Origin of the sequence: Jutongia hominis (assembly GCF_014384965.1) — a bacterium.
GTDB classification, from domain to species: Bacteria; Bacillota; Clostridia; order Lachnospirales; family Lachnospiraceae; genus Butyribacter; species Butyribacter hominis.
In genome coordinates, this window is record NZ_JACRSW010000014.1 from 16094 (window position 1) to 37987 (window position 21894).

Sequence of the window (21894 nt, forward strand, 5' to 3'; positions counted from 1 at the left end):
CAAATCGTTTGATCAATAGCCAAGTTCTTCGCCCACTAAGATGACTTTGATCCTGCCCGGCACACGGCACATTCTTGTAACTACAGTATGGCAGCACATACAGTCATCCGTCAGACAATCGACACATCTTCCGTATTCCGCACAAGGTGTATTTGTGTTTAATCGTACTCCGTTTGGCGGAGCGGCAATGTTTCTGACGCGGGCAATCCCGCTTTGTATATCAGGAACTATTTTATTCATTCCTGCAACAATGATCACATGATCCGGTCCGTTGCAAAGACAGGCAACACGGTTTCCGTTGCCGTCAATATTTATTAGTTCCCCATCTACCGTAATCGCATTTGTACTCATCAAAAAGAAATCAGCCGTTACCATCTTTCCATAGAACTCTTTTGCAGATAAGGCAGGATCAGGATTTTTACGGTCAAGGATCTCGTATTCATTTTCAGATTCCTTTAAGTCTGCAATCAGTCCGATCTGTTCTAAGGTTTCTGAGCCGCCCCATGAGATCGAACAATCCGGCATTAAAAAACGCTTTACTTTTGCATTTGCTTCTTCCCGGTCTTTGCAATAATATCCTTCCATATTACGCTGGGCTAATTTTGCGATAATACTTTCTGCAAGATTTTCATAATTTCTCTCTTTTGCTGTCATATGCTACCTCCAGTCGGAAAAAGGGCAAAGACCATGCTTTGCCCCCGAAAACTATAAATTACTCATATAATGGATATTTGTCTGTTAATGTTTTTACAATAGCAGTTGCCTTTTCTTTGTTTCCTTCCGGATCATTAATGATCAAAGCAATTGCTTCTGCAACTTTATCCATATCATCTGTACGGAATCCTCTGGTTGTTACGGCTGCTGTACCAAGACGGATACCACTTGTGACAAATGGAGACTGTGGATCATTTGGAATGGTATTCTTATTACATGTAATATGCGCTGCATCGAGCCATTTTTCTACTTCTTTTCCTGTCAGACCCTTGTCGGCAAGATCCACTAACATTAAATGGTTATCCGTACCACCGGATACGATCTTGATTCCACGGCTTTGTAAGCCTTTTGCTAAAGCCTGGGCATTGTCGATGATATTTTTTCCGTATTCTTTAAAAGACGGATCTAATGCTTCTTTGAAGCAGACTGCTTTTGCAGCGATCACATGCATCAAAGGACCACCCTGGATTCCAGGGAATAATGCTTTATTGAAGTTGACTTCTTTTGCAAACTCTTCACTAGAAAGTATCATACCGCCACGAGGTCCGCGAAGTGTCTTATGTGTAGTGGTTGTAACAACATGTGCATATGGGATCGGGCTTTCATGATAACCTGCTGCAACCAGTCCGGCAATATGAGCCATATCAACCATCAGATAAGCACCTACTTCATCAGCAATCTCACGGAAGCGTTTGAAGTCAATCTTACGTGCATATGCACTTGCACCTGCTACGATCAATTTAGGTTTGCAATCTTTGGCGATGCGTTCTACTTCATCATAATCAATGAAGCCTTCATCGTTAACACCATAAGGAACGCAATGAAAATATTTACCTGACATATTAACAGGGCTTCCATGCGTTAAATGTCCGCCATGATCCAGGTTCATTCCCATAAAGGTGTCTCCCGGATTCATTAAAGCGAAAAATACCGTCATATTTGCCTGAGCGCCGGAATGTGGCTGTACGTTTGCATAAGTACAGTTAAAAAGCTTCATGGCACGATCACGGGCAAGGTTTTCTACGACATCGACATATTCGCAGCCACCGTAATATCGTTTTCCCGGATAACCTTCCGCATATTTGTTTGTCAATGTACTTCCCATAGCTGACATCACTGCTTTGCTGACTAAGTTTTCAGAAGCGATCAATTCAATGTTTTCTCTCTGTCTTCCTGTTTCGTCTGCGATTGCTTTTGCAATTTCCGGATCAAAATTTTCTACTTCTGCAAATGAATACATATTTCCCTCTTTTCTGCACATTTTAAGAGCATTTTGTGCTATTTTATTTTTTAGAATACAGTTCACATATCTATAAACATTATCCTGTTATTATTGTTCTGGTATGCTTATTCGTTTACTTCATCAATTGCTTTACCGATATCATGTCTCATATATTTATTTTCAAAGGAGATCCATTCGGTTGCTTTATACGCATTGGCACGAGCTTCTTTTAAGTTAGAGCCTTTTGCAGTAACACCAAGTACTCGTCCACCGTTTGTTACAATACCTTCATCGGTTAATTTTGTTCCTGCGTGGAATACATAATATCCGTCTTTTCCTTCAAAGTTTTCTAAGCCTGTGATCAGCTTGCCTTTTTCATAGCTCTTTGGATAACCGTCAGAGGCTAAGACTACACATACTGCTGCATTGTTTTCAAATTGCAAATCAATCTGATCTAATCTGCCATCAATGCAGGCTTCCATAACATCAATGATATCATTTTTCATACGTGGTAGAACAACCTGTGCTTCAGGATCACCAAAACGGGCATTGTATTCTAATACCTTAGGACCATCTTTAGTAAGCATTAATCCGACAAATAAGATACCGACAAAATCTCTGCCTTCTGCTTTCATCGCATCCATTGTCGGCTGATAGATCTTTTCTTCACAGAATTTCTGAATATCTTCTGTATAGAAAGGACTTGGTGAAAAGGTGCCCATACCACCTGTGTTCAAACCTTTATCGCCGTCTTCGGCTCTCTTATGGTCCTGTGCACTTGTCATTGGCTTAATATGGGTACCATCGCAATAACATAATACAGATACTTCACGTCCTGTCATGAAATCTTCGATCACGACCGTATCACCGGCTGTACCAAACTGCTTATCAAGCATCAGGCTGGCAATCCCGGCTTCTGCTTCTTCTGCTGTATTACAGATCAAAACACCCTTTCCAAGAGCAAGACCATCTGCTTTTAAGACAACCGGATAGGTTACATTTTCCAAATAAAGCAATGCTTCTTCCGGTGAATGAAAAGTCTCATAATGACAGGTTGGAATACCGTATTTTTTCATAAGATCTTTTGAAAAGCTTTTTGAACCTTCGATGATCGCTGCATTTTTGCGTGGTCCAAAGACACGGAGTCCTCTTTCTTCAAAAACATCAACGATACCGCCAACTAACGGATCATCCATACCGATGATCGTAAGGTCGATCGCATGTTCCTGTGCAAAATCAGCTAATTTGTCAAATTCCATTGCTGCAATATTGACACACTCTGCATACTGGCTGATACCGCCATTTCCCGGAGCACAATAGATCTTATCTACGCGCTTGCTCTGTGCAACACTCCATGCGATCGCATGTTCACGTCCACCACTTCCTACAATTAAAACCTTCATTAAAAATACTCCTCTCTGTATGAATCTCCCTGATAACGGCACAACAAAAATCAATATGTTAATGATTCATTGTGCTAGTCTGCTATATGGGCGATGCCATTTACAATCGTTACTTTCTTTTGTCCGATCAGGTCGATCGCTTCGGGAAGAATGTGCCATTCAGCTTCTTCCATTACTCTTCTTTGAAGAGTCTCCGGTGTATCACCTTCACAGACTTTTACGGCCTTCTGTAAAAGAATTGGTCCGTGGTCAGCTACTTCATCCACAAAATGTACTGTAGCTCCCGTTACTTTATTTCCTGTTGCCAATACACTTTCGTGTACTTTTAATCCATAATATCCCATACCGCAATGTGCCGGTATCAAAGATGGATGGATATTAATGATCTTGTTTCGATAATGCTGTACTAATATCTCAGGAATAATAACCAGATAGCCGGCTAATACGATCAGATCGATCTCATGCTCGTCAAAAATACGAACCATTTCTTTGCCAAATGTTTCCCTGTCAGCATAATCTTTTGGACATATGCATGCAGTCTCAATCCCTGCTTTTGCCGCACGTTCTAAAGCATAAGCCTCTTTTTTGTTACTGACAACAAGTTCAATCTTTGTATCACGGATCGTTCCGTTAGCAACTGCATCGATGATCGCTTGTAAATTTGTACCGCCTCCGGATACACAAATTGCGATTTTTTGCATGATACTTCCTCGTTTCTGCACATTTTTCTGTTATCCGGCAAACCATGTGCGGGTAATATACCGGAGTCTTTTATCAGTCAATAAAAGACTTCATAATTTATACAGGTAATATAACTGTCTCCCTGCTTTCTGTATACTAAACTAAAGTAATACCTTTTTCACCTTCTGTGATCTCACCGATGATAAATCCTTTCTGACCGGATGCATTGACTAATTCTACAGTCTTATCTGCATCTTTGGCATCTACGGCAAGGATCATACCCACACCCATATTATATGTATTGTACATCATTTCTTTTGCGATATCTCCATCTTTTGCAAGCATATCAAAGATTGGAGGAATCTCATAACTGTCTGCTTTGATCTGTGCATGAACACCATCATGAAGCATACGTGGAATGTTCTCATAAAATCCACCACCGGTAATATGGCTGCATCCCTTGATCGTTATGCCGCCCTCTTTAACACTGCGAAGTGCTTTGACATAAATGATCGTCGGTGCAAGCAAGGTCTCTCCTAATGTCTTTCCACCAAGAGATTCAAATGTTTTATTCAGATTTGTCTTTTCAATATCAAATACTTTGCGGACTAACGAAAAACCGTTACTGTGAATGCCCGAAGAAGCAATTCCGACCAATACGTCTCCTTTGGCAATTGTCTTTCCTGTGATCATATCTTTACGATCTACAACACCTACTGCAAATCCGGCAAGATCATATTCATCAACAGGATAAAAGCCCGGCATTTCTGCTGTTTCTCCACCGATCAATGCAGCATTTGACTGTTTACATCCTTCGGCAACACCGCTGACGATCTGTGCGATCTTTTCCGGTTCATTCTTACCGCATGCAATATAATCAAGGAAGAACAAAGGTTCTCCACCCGCACATGCAATATCATTTACACACATCGCAACACAGTCGATACCTACCGTATCGTGTTTGTCCAGTTCAAAAGCAAGTTTTAACTTTGTTCCCACACCATCTGTACCGGAAACTAGCGTTGGCTGTTCCATATTCTTAAATGCTTCCATGGAAAATGCACCGGAAAAACCACCGATATCTGTTAAAACTTCTTTGCGCATTGTACTGGCAATATGCTTTTTCATTAATTCTACCGATCTGTATCCTGCCTCAATATCAACGCCTGCCTTCTTGTAATCCATCATTGCCTCCATTCTGCCGGTAACGGCAAATATCTTTCTTTCATACTTATCTTGTCTTTGTAATCTTTTTTCTTTTTACACGATTTATCAGCAAAATCGCACAAAAATACTCAAAATCCTTTTTATTGTATCACAAAGCATAACGTTTGTCATGTATATTTGCAAAATGTTTCGATCTTTAAGGAATCGTCTTTTTTTCGGTTTAACAGACTTTTTGGTTCTTCCTTGATACTGATCGCGCCGGATGCAGGTGTTGTATAGATATGAGAATCTATCTTTTTAAGTCTTTCTAGCAACTCGGCATGTGGATGACCATACCGGTTCTGATAACCGCAGGATATCAGAGAGACTTTCGGTAAGACTTTTTGTAAAAAGACCTCACTTCCTGCATTCTTAGAACCATGGTGTGGTACTTGCAGGAAATCATATCTTGCAGGAAGCGACGGATTCTTTTGTAATTCTTCTAATACCGCTTCTTCGCCATTCTTTTCTAAATCTCCCGTCAAAAGAATGGAATACTTCTTCCATTGTAAGGATAATGTCGTAGAATATGCATTTGCAGAATCCGCACAAAAGTTTTTTTCGGGATGTACACAATACAAAGAAAGATCACCGATCGTTAATTGCTCTTTCTTATGAAGATATTGCAACGTAATACCGGCTTTCTTTGCTTCTGCTACGATCTTCTTATAATTGGAATCCTGCAAAGACTGTTCCGGCTGTGGCAGCAGATACGTTGTAATCGTAAGCTGCCCTTTTTGCATCATTTCGATTAATTCCAACTGACCGGATATATGATCTGTGTCAGCATGTGTCATGATCATGGCATCAATACAGGTAATACCGTAATATTTCAGACATGGCAGCAGTCGGTATTTTCCAACCTCAGTCACATCACTGCTTCCACCATCCACTAAAATTGTCTTCTTTGCTGTCTGTATCAGAATACCATTTCCCTGTCCTACATCTAGCATTGTGCAGGAAAAAGCAGCCTTTTTGCGATAGCTAAAAAGCAGGATCATCAAAAACATACATACCATAACAAATATATTTCTCTTCCAAAAAGGAAAGTGTTCCTGCTCATAAAGGATTTTTCTGATTAAAAAAATCATAAAAAATAATATAACATAATAGAAAACTATTGTTTCAAGTGGTGGCTGTCCCGGTGTTAGAAGAGAAAACGGAAGCTTTCTTGTGACGCGGCATAACGTATCATAACCTGCCAGAATGCAATGTATCAAAGAAAATATCCCTTTTGTAAAAGGGAATGACAATATTCCTGCCAGACCACCCAGTGCAGATAAAATAACGAGAAAGGATACTGCAGGAAGAACCAGAAGATTGATCAAAATGCTGTAGGTTGGCAGTTCATAAAAGAACCATAAGAGTAAGGGGGTTGTCATCATGGAAATACTAATACTCGCAAGCAGCAAAGATCCAAACATATGCAGACATTTCTTTTTCAAATGTGCAAAGAAAGCTTCTTTACAACATAAAAACCGTGGTATTTTTTTGGAAACTGCCCCAAAGTGCCGCTCCTCTTTTATTTTCCAACTGCTTTCCTGCTCCCGTTCTTTTCGTAATCGTTTTCGATAATAATGATCCTGCTCGTGATGGGAACCAAGAACAATCCCTTTACAGACAGGAATTATTAGGACGACTCCAAGCACGGCTCCGTAGGATAGCAAAAAACCGACCGAAAAAACGGCATATGGTTTCTGAATCAATATAATCATTGCACTCAATGCCAATGCCGTAATCGTATCATAGCTTCGACCAATCTCCTTTGCCAAAAGAAACATGCACATCATAATGATCGCTCTGCTTGTCGAAACAGAAAAACCGGTCATGATACCATATAAGAATAAAAAGAATACAATCAGGCAAAACGGAATCGGACGTGGCAGACAAAGTTTTTGGAAAAGCCGGTATAAAGCCATAGATAAGATAGAAATATGTAGTCCGCTGATTGCAAGAATATGTCCGATTCCGTTTTGTTGATAGAGTTCTTTGATCTCACTATCCAGAGCGGATCGGTCTCCAAGTAACATAGCGGTCACCACCCCTGAATCTTTTGGATTCAGATACTTCCGATAGATCTTTTTCATATGTTGTTTGAAAGAAAATAATGTTACTTTTAATGAATTTTTTGTATTGCTGATACAAAAACTATTTTGCTCTTCTATTTTATAAAAAATATTCTGCTCTCTATAATACGACCGTTCATCAAATTGTCCGGGATTTTGTGCCGGAAGCAGCTTTTTTAATTTTCCTTGTATCCGGATCTGATTCCCATGATTATAGGAAGACGATGTTAATGTATTAGATGTCATAATTACATGACCGATAGAACAGATGCCCTGATCCAGCTGAGACGGCAGTTGGATAGAAACATCCTTTAGATAAATAAAAACGGAGTTCTTCTTTTGCTCAATCTGTTCGATTGTTCCTATTGCATTACAAAAAGCTTCTCTGTCAAAAAGTGCATCCAGACAATATTGTTCTTTTTGAACCTGCTTATTAAAAAAAGTGATACGAATCAGAAAACATAGAAACAAAAGACCGACTCCCCATACCATTGGTCTTTTCAAATAACCTCCTTTCTTTTTAACGTCTTAAATAGACCTTACAGGATCATTTTAAGACCAGATCAAGATTGCGTTCAAATGGTTCTCCGAAATTGATCGAATCGTTATAAAGAAGAACCTGTTCTCCATCAATACTAAATTGTACTTTATTGATATTAGATAATTCTACTAATGTGTTTACGACAGAGTAAATCGTTACTTCATCCGATATATTATCTCTTTTATCAAGAAAATCCGATGATAGATCCAAATAGCAGGTATTATCTTTTACAGATATTTTGTTTACTTTTGTGCCGGAAGGTATCGTAGCCAGCATACGTGTATTGCTGATTCCGCCAACAGAAGAAGGACCTTTGATCAACTGTTTCAGTGCAAGCTGCTCTAACGGGATCGAGGCGTCATATGTGATCTTAACAGGTACTTCTACGAGCGATGTCCCCGAGGCACTTGCAAAATACATATTTAATGTAGTATTTTGAGTGTATTCCATATCTCCGGTATTATCAACAAAGGTATCTGCTGTCATAAAACCGATCGTATTCATATTTGTGTCAGTCAGTGGCTGTCCGGCAACATAGAATTGTACGCTTTTTACATCCGGTACCTGACAAAGAGTCTTTACGATTGCGGCACGGCGAAGCACTTCCGAAGGACCGGTATAATTCGTATAAGAGGCTGTCCAGTATAAAGAAAGTTCTCCGGAATTCGTCAGAGTATAATCGTCTAATGTAATGCTGTCAGACAGTGCATTTTTTAACGACACTGTCTCCGGTTCTTTTCTCATCTTATGCAAAAGTTCGCGGATCATTTTATCGGTATCTTTACTTTTAATTGTATATTTTTCTCCCTCAATCTTTGTTTCATTCGAATCCAGACAATAAATGTAAGAACCGGTATAACTGCTTTTTTTCTTATCTTTTTTGGTGCATCCATCAAGTACAGATAAGCATAACAGGCAGACAAATGCTGTCAGAATCAGATGTGTTTTATTTCTTTTCATAGACTGTAACATTTGTTTGCCTCCTATCAGTTTTCTGCTGTGACATAATTTAACGGAATACGGATTGTAAAGGTAGTACCTTCTTTTTCTTTACTATAAACTTTAATTGAACCGCGATGCAGCAAAATAGCACGTCTGGTCAAAGCCAGTCCAAGTCCGGTACCACCGGTTTCTCTTGACCTCGCTTTATCAACTCTGTAAAAACGTTCAAAAATTTTATCTTGTAATTCTTCCGGAATACCGACTCCGGAATCCTGAATACGGACATAGAAGAATTTGTGATCCGCATTTAATGTGACATGTACCCAGCCGCCATCATAGTTATATTTGATGGCATTTTCAATCAGATTGTTTAATGCGATTGACATTTTAACTTCATCTACATCAGCTACTACCGGTCGATAACTCTCATATACCAATTCAATATTGCGCTTGGCTGCGATCGGACGGAGTCGTTTCAAAACACCATCCAGTAATTCATTGATACTGATATTTACAATCGTCATATCGGCACTGTTTTTTTCTAACTTTGCCATAGAAAGCAGATCGTTGATGATATTTGTCATTCGTTCAATCTCGCTGGTAATATCTCCGAGAAATTCCCGATACAGTTCTTCCGGCATTCCCTCCTGGGAAAGCAAAGAATCCGAAAGTACTTTCATGGATGTTAATGGTGTCTTTAATTCGTGGGAAACGTTGGATGCAAATTCCTGTCTTGCATTATCCTGTTCCTGAATAAAACCGATCATACGATTAAAGGATTCCGAAACAGACTCCAATTCGGAATAAGAATGAATGTCCAACGCAACATCAAAATCACCTCTTGTCACTTCATCAATCGATTCGGTTACTTTTTGTAATGGCTTAGATAATAATGCGGAATACAAGAAACTAAAAAGTACGATACAAATTGCTAATGCCAGTATGATCAGGATCGCACGATAATTGACCGAGTCTTCCAATACTGCCAGGCTTTTTGTTGAGAAACTGATCAAAACAGCACCGGTTACTTTTTCGGTTGATGGATCTACAATCGCTGATGTCAACTGGATATAATCACCGATCGTATTTGTATATTTATCTTTTGAACCATTCATGCATTGGATTACTTCGGTAGAAATGGCAGTTTTTCCTGTTTCAACATTGTATGTATCTTTGATAATACGCAGATTCTGATCAATGATCATAACCCTTCCCTGATAAATATTGGCAATCTCTTCGGATTCTCGATTAACTTCATCAGAGCTTTCACCGGACAAAAAACCGGAAGATAATACTAAGTTTGCAATAACAGTTGCATAGGACTGAATCTCATCGGTTCTTTGTGTAATGATCTGTGAATTATATGCTTTAATAATAATATTTGAAAAGAGTATAACAGGAATAATGCCCGCTAAAAACATTGTGGTAAATACTTGAATACGCATACTGCGCATCTTATTAAATATCGCTGTCCACTTCTCTTTCAAAACAATTCCTCCGACATTTTGAGCCTCTATTTGATCGTATCATTTCTACATATGAAAAGATATCTGCCCTTTATTTTTGAAAATAATATCCAACACCCCATTTTGTGTGAATGAATTTGGGATCACTTGGTGTTGTCTCAATCTTTTCACGCAGTCGACGAATATGTACATCTACTGTGCGGACATCTCCGGGATAATCATAGCCCCATACGGTATTTAGAAGTTCTTCCCTGCTGTATACTTTGTTAGGATGCATCATTAAAAGTTCTAACAGATCAAATTCTTTTGCTGTCAGATTAACTTCTGTATTATTGATATAGCCACGGCGGCTGTCAATATTAATCCGCAGCTCTTCAAATGATAACTCATTTGTCTCCGGAGCTTTTGGTTTCTTTACTTCACTTCTGCGGATGATCGCTTTGATCCGGGCTTTTACTTCTAAGATATTAAATGGTTTCGTGATATAGTCGTCTGCACCGTAATCCAGCCCAAGGATCTTATCCATATCATCCCCTTTGGCTGTCAGCATGATAATCGGAACATCCGAAAACTCACGAATCTGCTGACACACTTCAAATCCTGTCATTTTTGGAAGCATCACGTCTAACAGAATTATATCATATTGGTTTTGTGATGCCAGATCAAATGCTTCCTGACCATCATAGGCACAATCAACTTCCATTCCTTCCTGTTCCAGACTGAAACGGATTCCTTTCACGATCAGCTTTTCATCATCGACTACCAATACTTTTCTTGCCATTTCTCTTTCCCCCTGCTTATTTACCATCAGATTATACTGTAATATTTTCTTTGATTTTATTATATACGCCTTCTTTAATACCTGATATCTTCATAATATCTTCAACCTTTTGAAAAGCACCATTCTGCGTGCGGTAATCAAGGATCATCTTTGCTTTTGCCTCACCGATTCCCGGTAGCTGCATCAGTTCTTCTACGGATGCGATATTGATATTGACTTTTGAAGCACCCTGACTGTCTTGTCTGTTTTTTGAATCATTGACCATAGCAGGATCTTCTTTTGGACTCTTTTGCTTTTTTGCCTGTTTCTTTGTCAAAACAACGATCTGTTCGCCATCCTGCAAAAATTGAGCCAGGTTAATACTTTCTGTCGACGCATTTTTACAAAAACCACCAACAGCCGTGATTGCATCATCTACTCTCTTATTGCCATAATAACGATATAAACCGGGATGCTTTACCGCTCCTGAGACATATACTGCATTTTCAGTAGTATGATCCTTTTTGTCTTTTTTAGGCGCAGGAGTCTCTTTTGGGGTAGTTGCCTGTTTCGTTGTAGCAGTATTTTCTACAAAAGACAACGTTTCTTTGTTTTTCTTTGGCGGCCCGAATAAAAAAAGTGCAATCGCAGCAACCAAAAAAAGAAAACAAAGCACCCAAATCATGCCTGTATTCTTGTTTTTCACAAATAACCTCCCTTTCTTTTGAGTGTTTCAAAAGCAAGATTGGCTGTTTCGCAATATACAGTAAACTCCGATTACTATTCTAACGAATTTTTTCTCCGATTACAATAGATACAATGTACAAATAATCAGCAATTTTTTTAATGATTTTGCACTTAATATCTACTCTTTTGTTCTTTTAAAACAGTTCTTTCCATTTAAAGACAACAATTCCGGTAATAAAAATAGCAACACCTGCTAATTTTAGCCAGTCAAATCCGATTTTTTGTGTGCCAAACCAGCCAAATAGTTCTACGATATATGCCGCGATCAATTGCGCAGCAATAATAAAAAGAACAGCTTTTGCAGGACCTAACTGGTTCATGCCAAGGATTACCGTATAAGTGATAAATGCTCCCATCACACCGCCAAGAAGCATATACCATGGTCTGACATGCATGATTCCGCTAATACTGCCTTCTCTTCCGGTTACAAACCATGCAATCATACATACTATTAATGCCGTTAATTGTACGAAACCTGCACTAATCCATACACTTGTCTGCTTTGTGACCTGTGTATTAAAAACGCCCTGAAGACTCATTAAGATTCCCGATATAACAGATGCGATCATTCCAAACATAAAAAACCTCTTTTCTTTTTCATGTCTATGGGCTGTCTTATCCGTTTTGCAAGAAAAAGCAACGTAAGATATGCCCATATCTTCATTTTTATACGTTTCTTTCCTCTTATTTTTTCCACATTTTATGGAAATATGCATTTAAAAAGAAAAAAGCAGAATGATTCAAAGGACATTCTGCTTTTTTCTGCCTTATTTCACAACAGTACGTTGACAATAGCACGTTTTGATATCGTTAAATAGAAATAGGGAGTGTTTTAGCGTATATCTTACATTTTATATATCTTATGACAGTTCTGCAAAAACACTGTCTAAAATAGAAATACACTGATCAATATGCTTTGTTTCAATTACAAGCGGAGGCACCAGACGGACAACATTAGAACCGGCTGCGATCACAATCATGCCCTTTTCTAATGCCTTCTTTACCACATCGCCATTTGCACAGGATACTTCGATACCGATCATCAATCCTTTTCCGCGAACATCGGTTAAAAGTGCCGGATGTTTTTCCTGTAATCTTTGTAATTGTTCTGTAAAGTAATTCCCCATTTTGGCAGCATGTTCTACGATATGTTCTTTTTCAAAAATTTCAAACACTTTACATACAGCCGCACAGGCTAATGGGTTGCCTCCATATGTTGTACCGTGGTCTCCCGGACACATTGCTGTTGCAAATTTCTCTGTTGCGCAGAATGCGCCAACCGGCATACCACAGCCTAATGCTTTTGCACTTGTCATAATATCCGGTTTGATACCATAATGTTCGTAGGTAAACATCTTTCCGGTACGTCCCATTCCACATTGGATCTCATCTAAGATCAAAGCGATATCGTTTTCGTCACAAAGTTTGCGTACTCCAAGCAGGAATTCTTTCGTTGCCGGATAAATGCCGCCTTCTCCTTGTAATGTTTCCATAATGATCGCGCAGGTATCTTTTTTGATCAGCTTTTTCACACTTTCTAAATTATTGTAATCCGCAAAAGAAACACCACCGATCAGTGGTTCAAACGGATCACGATAATGCTTGGTACCTGTCACTGCCAACGCACCCATGGAACGTCCATGGAATGAGTGGTTCATTGCAATGATCTCGCCTTTGCTGTCTTTGTTCTTTAAATACGCATATTTACGGGCAAGTTTGATTGCTCCTTCAATCGCTTCTGTTCCGCTGTTTGTAAAAAATACACGATCCATACCGGAAGCCTTTGAAAGATACTTTGCGGCTTTTATCACCGGTTCGGTATAAAACAGATTCGATACATGGATCAACTGATCAATCTGGTCTTTTAAGGCTTTTTTATATTCTTCGTTGCTATATCCGAGAGCACAGACTGCTATACCTGCACCCATATCAAGATATTCCTTCCCTTTGTCGTCAAAAAGAGAAACACCCTCCCCTTTTACTAATGTAACCGAACGGTTATAGGTATGTATTAAATGTTTTTCTAACTCATTTTTCATCTGAAGAATCCTCCCTTGTTTCCTTCGGACAATTTATTATTATGCCCATTTCTTTTTTATTATTGTGACCGCTGTTCTAAAAAAGAACCTGCTAACCGGCTTTTCATATATGTTATTTCATTTCATCGGTACTCTATTTTTCATTTGAATATAATTCGCTGTCATCTCCGATGATCGCTGTACCGATACCTCGTTTGGTAAAGAATTCCAAAAGCAGACAATGTTCTCTTCTTCCATCCAGAATATGGACACGTCCTACTCCCGAGTTTACGGCATGAATACAATTATTGACTTTAGGAAGCATACCACCGCTGATCACGCCACTTTCAATCAGCTTGTTTGCTTCGATCAGATTTAATACAGATACCAGTGTTGAAGGATCTTTCGGATTCATGCAAACCCCTTCTACATCTGTTAAAAATGCAAGCTTTTCCGCACGGATACCACCGGCGATCGCACAGGCAGCATCATCTGCATTGATATTATACGTATCTCCTTTATCATCCATTCCGATCGGAGCAATAATCGGTATAAAATCATTTTCGAGTAAAGTATCGATCACTTCTGTATTAACAGACTTAATGTCACCAACATAGCCGATATCTTTTCCGTTTGGCATTTTCTTTTCCACCTGAAGCATACCACCATCTTTCCCACAGATACCGATTGCTTTGACGCCAAGATGTTCTACCATTTGGACTAAGTTTTTATTGACACGGTTTAAAACCATTTCTGCAATTTCCATCGTATTTTTATCAGTTACACGAAAACCTTCTTCAAAGTGTGTCTCCATGCCGACTTTGTCAATCCATTTGCTGATTTCTTTTCCGCCACCGTGAACAATAATCGGTTTCATTCCAACAAGCTTCAAAAGGGCAACATCCTTGATCACACTTTCTTCCAGGCTTTTATCAAGCATGGCACTACCACCATATTTTACAACAACTCTCTTATTATTAAAATCACGGATATAGGGAAGTGCTTCGATCAATGTCTCCGCCTTCACTGTAATCTGGTCCATAAAGTTTTCTTTTTCTTCGCTGCTCATTTTCTGTCTCCTATCTGTATTTTTCTGTTACTGATTATACTCCTGGTCTTATATTTATGCAATAACTTTTTTGCATATTTTTCTGTTTATATGATAATTTGCAATGTTTATATGACTTTTTATAAATAAATATTGCATATTTATAAATAATGCTGTATAGTAAACTATAGCTTGAAAGTCAGATCACGTTTTTGATCCTATGGATTTTAGAAAAAAACATTGCATTGTACATTGTTTCTGCTTATACTAAAAGGTAACGGTGTCTGATGCTTCATACTATTTTAGTCAGAATAGAAAAGGATCATGAGTGGCATCTGGAATTGCATAAAATATATGCAAAATTTCTACATATTTATAGGAGGATTTTATAATGAAAGAAAAAGTTGTTCTTGCCTACTCTGGCGGCCTTGATACTACTGCTATCATCCCTTGGTTAAAAGAGAACTTCGATTATGAAGTAGTCTGCGTTTGTATTGACGTTGGACAGGAAAGCGAATTAGATGGTTTAGAGGAAAGAGCCAAGCTGAGTGGTGCTTCTAAGTTATATATCGAGGATGTTGTTGATGAATTCTGCGATGACTACGTTGTACCTTGTGTACAGGCGAATGCTGTATATGAATACAAGTATCTGCTTGGTACTTCTATGGCACGTCCTGTCATTGCGAAAAGATTAGTAGAGATCGCACGTAAAGAAGGTGCGGTTGCTATCTGTCATGGTGCTACAGGCAAAGGAAATGACCAGGTTCGTTTTGAGCTTGGTATCAAAGCATTAGCTCCTGATATTAAGATCATCGCTCCTTGGAGAAGCGAACTTTGGAAACTCGATTCCCGTGAATCAGAGATTGAATATTGCAAGGCTCATGGTATTGATCTTCCATTTGCTGCAGACAGCAGCTACAGCCGTGATAGAAACTTATGGCATATCAGTCATGAAGGTCTTGAATTAGAAGATCCTGCAAATGCTCCAAATTACGATCATCTTCTTGTTCTTGGAACACACCCTGAGAAAGCTCCTGATGAAGCAGAAGAAATTACAATGACATTTGAACAGGGTATCCCAAAGACGATCAATGGTGAAGCCATGAAGGTTTCTGATATCATCCGTACATTAAATAAACTTGGCGGAAAGCATGGTATCGGTATTGTTGACATCGTAGAAAACCGTGTTGTAGGCATGAAATCACGTGGTGTTTATGAAACTCCCGGTGGAACAATTCTTTTAGAAGCTCATGAGCAGTTAGAAGAACTGATCCTTGATCGTGATACCATGACAGCAAAGAAAGATATCGCCAACAAATTCGCTGATATCGTATACGAAGGAAAATGGTTTACACCTCTTCGTGAAGCCTGCCAGGCATTTATTGAGTCTACACAGAAATATGTAACCGGTGAAGTAAAATTCAAGCTTTATAAAGGTAATATCATCAAGATGGGTACAACTTCTCCATATTCTATGTATAGCGAGTCTATCGCTTCCTTTACAACAGGTGATCTTTATGATCATAAGGATGCAGATGGTTTCATCAACCTCTTTGGACTTTCTTTAAAAGTTCGTGCAATGAAGCAGGGTTCTTTTGTAGAATTAAATGATAAATAATTCCGACGATTTGTTACAGACATCTCATTATAGGCTGATCGGATCATGAATCAGATATAAGTGAGTTCTGCATCGGATCTGTTTATCGTTTTAAAACAGTTTCATTCATACATAAAAAAGTGCAAAGCCGGCGCTTTGCACTCCAAGAATTGCTAAAGCAATTCTTGGAGGTGTACCGCTACTGTACGAGCATTTTCCTATTCCATAAAAAAGAAAGCAGATGATATAAGATCATCTTGCTTTCTTTTTTTATGAAAAGTCAAGAGTAAAACATCTCTTTTTCTAAAACGAGCTAAGATAAAAAAACATGCATTTCTTTCATCAGATGAGCAAGCGGAAGCCCGACTACATTATAGTAATCGCCGACAATTCCCTTGATATATTGTGCAAAAAATCCCTGAATCGCATAAGCACCTGCTTTATCCATCGGTTCTCCGGTAGCAACATAAGCTTTGATCTGTTCTTTTGTCATTTCCGCAACAGCTACTTCGGTCTTTTCATGAAAACGCTTGATGATTTTTTTATCTCCATGTGATACCACTAATGTTACTCCGGAATATACCTGATGCGTTTTGCCCTGAAGACTTTCTAACATCAAAAAAGCGTCTTTTTCATCTTTTGGTTTGCCGAGTATCTTTTCATCCGCAACAACGATCGTGTCTGCACCGATCACAATATACGAATCATCCAGTCTGTCCGCTACATCAATCGCTTTTAATGCCGACAGCTCTTCGACAATCTTATCCGGTCTGGTCTCTTTATAAGTTTCTTTTGCATAACTTGGCATAATGGAAAACTCTAATCCAATCTGTTCTAACAATTCTTTCCTGCGTGGCGACGCAGAGGCTAATATAATTTTTCTCATTCTTTTTTCAATCCTTTTTCCTTATTGATTCGGTGCAAGAAAATGACTTCGAAGAAGCTCCGGTCTTTCTTCTAAATGCGCGTAATCATTAAAACGGTTCAGATAGAACCCTTTTTTTGACTCATCATAATACAGTTCCGTAATGCTGCAATTTTCTAATGATCCGCCAAATTGCAATCTTTTTGCAAAATCTCCACCAAAAAGAGCACATAGCAGAATACGGATCAAACCGCCATGCGAAACAACGGCAATATTCTGATATGGTTTTTCAATCCATTCTTTCACCACCGGTAACAGGCGTTCTAACACCATTTCACCATTCTCACCATTCGGATAATGCATTTCCTGTATTGGCACAAAGAACTCTCCGACATAAGTATTTACCTTTGCTAAAGCAGAACCTGTCGGACGATTCTTTTTATTTTTGAAAAGTGAAAGCTGCTTTTGATAATATTCTTTATAGTACTCCTTAACAACCGGATCTTTTTCTCCTGTCAGATCACCAAAATCAACTTCCGCAAGACCTTTTCTGATCTGAATATCAGAAATGAGATCAGGACGATCAGAAAAAGCAATCTGACCGGTCTCTACTGCACGGATCAGATCACTTGTATATAACGCATCCACCGGATAACGTTTCATTCTTTTACCTAATAATTCTGCCTGCATCTGTCCTTCTTTTGAAAGTGGTACATTCACATTACAGTCGGAGCTGTTTTGTCTTCCATGGCGAATCAGATAAATGATCATTTGCCTGTCACTCCGTTTCTTTTAAGTTTTCCACCAGATCGATCACGGCTGATAATTCACTGCCTTCTGTCGGAGCCACTCCACAGTCAACCGGTGTTCCGTTTTTTTCTACACGCATAATATGTCGATCGTTCTGGTCTTTTGCTACAATTGCAAAGTAATAAATCTCTTCTGCAGCCGCATCCCAGACTACGATCACACTAGGACAAGTCATGGGATATGCATTTTCTTTTGGCATTGTGATCTGCATAATTTGCAACTCATCAGAAATCTGAAGAGACATAAACTCAAAATCATCTTCTGTATATGGACAAGCCACTTCTGTGTCATAAACAGCATTGTATAATTCTTTCATACATTCGCCCTGACGCGTACGCAGATCATCAAAAAGTTCCTGTTTTCTTTTAAAAAGCTGCAAAGGAAGATAATTAGATTCCAGGCGTTGTCTTGTCAGATGATGAAATTGCTCTATCGTAACCTCTACTGTCTTCTTACCATCTTTCGACTCTGCGTTTGGCGTAAATAAAATGTTATGAGAATACGGATTGACTGCAATACCGCTTAATTCCTCTGTTTGCTTTAAAAGTTGTAAGCAGGATGCAAATGGCATTGTCATCAAAAGTGGAAATTTTGATTCTTTCGGTGCATTTCGCACCTGCTCTTCTGATGTAAATACCGGTAAATATTTCTGTCCGGCCGGATTTTGCAATACACATGGCTGTGGATTTGCCTCAGGCGGAAGTCCCATATTCTTATCGGAATATTCCATTAACTTATGCAAAATCTCCGGATCGGTTCCTGCCGGCATAATAGCAGGAACGATCACATCGGATTCTTTTAACATCGCAATAAAATCATCCGGTAATTTTTTTTCACTTGTTCTTGCTCTCATTTCATCTAACATATTTTCTAATTTCTGATTCCCCATATTTTCTCCTTCCAAACTATGTTTATTTTTATTAACTATTGTTATTTTGCCATATGAAACAATTTTCTCATGGTGTCCTTATCGGAATCACTATAATACCCATATTGCAAATATTCATAATTTTCTAACAACTTATTAATGTTTCCTTTTTCATCATCATATTTATGCCAGGTTCCTGATTGATCCATATACCCATTGACATTCATTGCCGGAATTGTATCTGAAACCTTTTCGATGTATTGATTATATAGAGGAAGATCAATACCGGCTTGTTTTAATACCAGATTTTCAAGATAGTTGTTACTTAATACAACATCCTGCCCTTCCTCGATATCATAGTTCGCCCATACAACAAACGGAGTCACATACCGCTTCTGAATATCATTTAATTCCCAGTCACTCTGTTTTTTCTTCATGATCTCTTCATAGAACTCTGTTTCAATTGATGGCTGGTGATCACCAAACATGCAAATGATCGTTGGTTCATCCGCTTTCTTGAAATAGTCAGTCAGATATTTGAAAGCATCATCCGAAACTTTTGTTGCAGAAAGATACTCTTTTGCTTCCTGATAATAAGAACCTTTGACATAAACAGGATCATCCCATGCTGTATTGGTCAGATAGCCACCATGATTCTGGATCGTCATATCAAACGTAAACATCGGCGTTCCTTTTTTCTTGTTCTCATACAGTTCGATGACTTTCTTATAACTTTCCTTATCGCTGATATAACGGACATATTCCGGATTTTTAAAATCATCGATCGTTACAAAACGGTCAAAACGCATACTGTTATATGTGTTGATACGGTTCCAGTTTGCACCGCTGCTTGGATGAACGGCATCCGTCTGATAACCGAGTGATTTTAGATAATATGCCATAGAAAATGTTGAATCATGCATAAACTGCTGATATACATTACTTCCGCTAGGGAAGAATGACATGGTATTACCCGTCATAGCTTCAAACTCTGAGTTACTTGTTCCCGCACCATAAACAGATACATAATCTTTACCATAGATCGTATTATTACGAAGACTATGTAAGAACGATAACGGATCTTTATTAAAATTCGTCTTTCCTACTTGCTCATAATCCGCCAGACTTTCATTCATGATCAGGATAATATTTGGTTTTTGACCATTCAATCCCGTATTCTTCTTAAAATCACTGTTTGTCAGGAATTTTGTCTTTGATGGTGTTACTTTCTTTGATGATTCCTGTGTCGGATCACTGGTTTTTGCAACACTCTCCTTTTTCGATTCTTTTGCGAAATCTTTTAAGATCGAAGCAACTTTATCCTGTGAATAGCCGGATGGCTTTGAAACACTCAGATAGTGCAGATTAATAAAGAAGTTTAAGTAAAATCCATTCGAACGGCTAGAAGCTACTTTATTCCATACATTATCAACAATTCCGCAATTTTCCAATACCGGTGTATTATATAACACTCCGATCAAAACAAAAGATGCTGCAGCCGGTGTCAGACGACGTACCAGTTTTTTACGGATCGCTGTATTCTTTTTCTTTGCTTTGATCCTATAGATAAAGAAACACCACAATACAAACGCCGGAATCATAACGAACTGGGATGGTGTCAGAGAGATCTTATACGTATTTGCTACTTCTGTTGCTGTACCAAGTGCAAGAAGATCTCCCGGTAAAAATGGTGTTCCACGTACATTCATAAGGATCAGGTTTGCAAGACCTGCCGGATATAAAATACAATCCAATACCAAAATGGCAATACTCATGTTTCCGAATATTGCATAGAAAAGCATTTCTAATGCAAGCATCAATATGGTTGCAAAAAGCCAGACAAACGGATTCATTTTTAATAAAGCATCATTCATCAATTCAATAAAGAAGATAATGAACACCGGATTTAAGATTACAACTGCCTGACGGACTCTTTTTAAAACTTTTGGTTCAGTCAGACACCATTTTACAAATGTTTTCAATGAATATGATTTTTTCTTTTTATCCCATTGTTTTTTGTTATGCTTTTTCTGGTATTTCTTTATTTTCTTTTGCTTTGCTTTATCCTGCATATTTAAGCGGGAATAACGTACTTTCGCATCCTTACTGTTGCTATGGCTTCTTTTATCCATTGCTGCGAGTTCTAAGGATTTTTCTTTTTCTCTTCTGCGTTCTTCCTTTTTCTTTTTACGAAGCAGAATAACAGCATACTCTGTCAGACGCTCAAAGCAAAGTACAAAAAGAAGCACAAATTCAATAATGATCGTAATCATAGGTGCTATCTGGCGATAGTAATATGTATACGAGATATTCAAAGCTTTTTTATGCGTCTGCATATTCATGGTAGACAGGTAAGTATTCGGATCGGTACGGTTTGTAGTATTTAACGTTGGTACGGTATTATATTGCTGCGTTGAAGAACTGCAGCTGATCTTGATACAGCAGGTAACTCCTTTTGGTATCGTTACCGTATGATCCATCGAAACACGATAGGCTGCATTTGGCGTAATGTCATCAACCGGAATCTTTGTTTCGTAAACAATATTATTATCTCCATCGGTCATCTGAATGTCTAGCGAATCTCCGACTTCGTTTCGCTCAAAAGACCCAAAGCTTAATGAGAATTCTTTTAACACTACTTTCCTTGAAAACGCGAACTTCTGACGCACGATCTCAGTCTTATCGAGAATACCGATAACCGCACTCTCTGCGTTACCGGCTTCTGTTGTAACTGTCTGACGGGCTAACAGGGAACCGGTAAAGACAATTTGCAGTCCTAATATTAAAACAGATAAGACAGCAAATGCTGTAATCCTTTTTTTTGTAAATTTAAAATATTTGTGTAACATCTGATAATTTCCTCATTTCCATGTTCTTTCGTGCCATATACCGTTTTAAGAACAAAATCTTTGTAAAAAGTGTTTTATCTGAAAAACTTTT

General features: G+C 38.5%; 18 protein-coding genes. 1 reads left to right on the forward strand and 17 read right to left on the reverse strand.

The features are described 5' to 3' along the window. Window positions 1–12 precede the first annotated feature (12 nt). The 13 genes from H8700_RS03840 to argB form a co-directional block, all read right to left on the reverse strand. Window positions 13–654 (reverse strand): lactate utilization protein, encoded by a 642-nt coding sequence (locus H8700_RS03840; RefSeq protein WP_022140742.1) that lies wholly within the window; start codon window positions 652–654, stop codon window positions 13–15. 58 nt (window positions 655–712) lie between these two features. Continuing rightward, the gene (glyA, locus tag H8700_RS03845) at window positions 713–1954 is read right to left on the reverse strand and encodes a serine hydroxymethyltransferase (protein WP_022140743.1); all 1242 of its coding nucleotides are present in this window, start codon (window positions 1952–1954) and stop codon (window positions 713–715) included. A gap of 107 nt (window positions 1955–2061) precedes the next feature. Then, window positions 2062–3339 (reverse strand): phosphoribosylamine--glycine ligase, encoded by a 1278-nt coding sequence (purD, locus tag H8700_RS03850; RefSeq protein ID WP_249303238.1) that lies wholly within the window; start codon window positions 3337–3339, stop codon window positions 2062–2064. A 74-nt stretch (window positions 3340–3413) separates the two neighbouring features. Then, window positions 3414–4040 (reverse strand): phosphoribosylglycinamide formyltransferase, encoded by a 627-nt coding sequence (gene purN / locus H8700_RS03855; protein ID WP_249303240.1) that lies wholly within the window; start codon window positions 4038–4040, stop codon window positions 3414–3416. A gap of 136 nt (window positions 4041–4176) precedes the next feature. Further along, window positions 4177–5205 carry a phosphoribosylformylglycinamidine cyclo-ligase gene (gene purM / locus H8700_RS03860; protein ID WP_249303242.1) on the reverse strand — a complete coding sequence of 343 codons (1029 nt, stop codon included), beginning with the start codon at window positions 5203–5205 and terminating at the stop codon, window positions 4177–4179. 149 nt (window positions 5206–5354) lie between these two features. Beyond that, window positions 5355–7796 carry a ComEC/Rec2 family competence protein gene (locus H8700_RS03865; protein ID WP_249303243.1) on the reverse strand — a complete coding sequence of 814 codons (2442 nt, stop codon included), beginning with the start codon at window positions 7794–7796 and terminating at the stop codon, window positions 5355–5357. Between the two features lie 43 nt (window positions 7797–7839). After that, a complete protein-coding gene (locus tag H8700_RS03870) occupies window positions 7840–8805 on the reverse strand; it encodes a GerMN domain-containing protein (RefSeq protein WP_249303245.1) in 966 nt (321 codons plus the stop codon). Between the two features lie 14 nt (window positions 8806–8819). Next, the gene (locus H8700_RS03875; RefSeq protein WP_022141430.1) at window positions 8820–10262 is read right to left on the reverse strand and encodes a sensor histidine kinase; all 1443 of its coding nucleotides are present in this window, start codon (window positions 10260–10262) and stop codon (window positions 8820–8822) included. Window positions 10263–10332: 70 nt separating this feature from the next. Then, window positions 10333–11022, reverse strand: a complete 690-nt coding sequence (locus H8700_RS03880) for a response regulator transcription factor (protein WP_249303246.1) — start codon at window positions 11020–11022, stop codon at window positions 10333–10335. Between the two features lie 31 nt (window positions 11023–11053). Continuing rightward, window positions 11054–11707, reverse strand: coding sequence for a helix-hairpin-helix domain-containing protein (locus tag H8700_RS03885; RefSeq protein ID WP_249303248.1), 654 nt, complete (start codon window positions 11705–11707; stop codon window positions 11054–11056). A gap of 175 nt (window positions 11708–11882) precedes the next feature. Further along, complete coding sequence (locus H8700_RS03890; protein WP_022141433.1) at window positions 11883–12326, reverse strand: DMT family transporter; 444 nt, start codon at window positions 12324–12326, stop codon at window positions 11883–11885. 282 nt (window positions 12327–12608) lie between these two features. Continuing rightward, entirely contained in the window at window positions 12609–13787 is a 1179-nt protein-coding gene (locus H8700_RS03895; RefSeq protein ID WP_249303250.1) for an aspartate aminotransferase family protein, read from the reverse strand. 133 nt (window positions 13788–13920) lie between these two features. Continuing rightward, the gene (argB, locus tag H8700_RS03900; protein WP_249303252.1) at window positions 13921–14835 is read right to left on the reverse strand and encodes an acetylglutamate kinase; all 915 of its coding nucleotides are present in this window, start codon (window positions 14833–14835) and stop codon (window positions 13921–13923) included. Between the two features lie 370 nt (window positions 14836–15205). Between argB and H8700_RS03905 the strand changes: the two genes are divergently transcribed. After that, complete coding sequence (locus tag H8700_RS03905) at window positions 15206–16432, forward strand: argininosuccinate synthase (protein WP_022141436.1); 1227 nt, start codon at window positions 15206–15208, stop codon at window positions 16430–16432. Window positions 16433–16724: 292 nt separating this feature from the next. Here the strand turns inward: H8700_RS03905 and H8700_RS03910 are convergent, their stop codons facing one another. The 4 genes from H8700_RS03910 to H8700_RS03925 are packed head-to-tail and all read right to left on the reverse strand — an operon-like array spanning window position 16725 to window position 21803. Continuing rightward, window positions 16725–17297 (reverse strand): Maf family protein, encoded by a 573-nt coding sequence (locus tag H8700_RS03910; RefSeq protein WP_249303256.1) that lies wholly within the window; start codon window positions 17295–17297, stop codon window positions 16725–16727. Window positions 17298–17318: 21 nt separating this feature from the next. After that, window positions 17319–18047: a histidine phosphatase family protein gene (locus H8700_RS03915; RefSeq protein WP_249303260.1), complete on the reverse strand. Its 729-nt coding sequence runs from the start codon at window positions 18045–18047 to the stop codon at window positions 17319–17321. Between the two features lie 7 nt (window positions 18048–18054). Continuing rightward, window positions 18055–18975: an SseB family protein gene (locus H8700_RS03920; protein ID WP_249303262.1), complete on the reverse strand. Its 921-nt coding sequence runs from the start codon at window positions 18973–18975 to the stop codon at window positions 18055–18057. 41 nt (window positions 18976–19016) lie between these two features. Further along, window positions 19017–21803: an LTA synthase family protein gene (locus H8700_RS03925; RefSeq protein ID WP_249303263.1), complete on the reverse strand. Its 2787-nt coding sequence runs from the start codon at window positions 21801–21803 to the stop codon at window positions 19017–19019. Window positions 21804–21894 lie beyond the last annotated feature (91 nt).